The following is a 285-nucleotide window of genomic DNA, read 5'->3' on the forward strand; positions in this document are numbered from 1 at the left end:
GCCAGCTTTATGCGTCAGAGCCTTGAGGCCGCAGGGCTGCTGGATGCGCAGCACGATGCTTCCAAGTCGGTGGACCTGAGTGACGAAGCCAAGGCCTGGAAAACAGTCTGGTCAGCGGGCCAGGGCGTGGGCTCCATCAAGGATGTGCCAAGTACTGCCGAGTTGGTCGCACGCTTAAAGCATGAATACATCGAGGCCGGCCAGCGGTTTGCGGCCGACAGCGCCACATATCTGGACTGAGCTTGCGGCGATCTGTGCAATCTCTGCAACGCTTGAATGTAGGCG

At 59.6% G+C, this 285-nt stretch carries 1 pseudogene; it reads left to right on the top strand.

Annotated elements, in window-relative coordinates:
* Positions 1 to 240, top strand: a pseudogene (locus MO867_RS22945) (hypothetical protein); the annotation flags it as partial.
* Positions 241 to 285: the final 45 nt, after the last annotated feature.

The sequence above is a fragment of the Microbulbifer okhotskensis genome, assembly GCF_023895975.1.
Lineage (GTDB): Bacteria > Pseudomonadota > Gammaproteobacteria > Pseudomonadales > Cellvibrionaceae > Microbulbifer > Microbulbifer okhotskensis.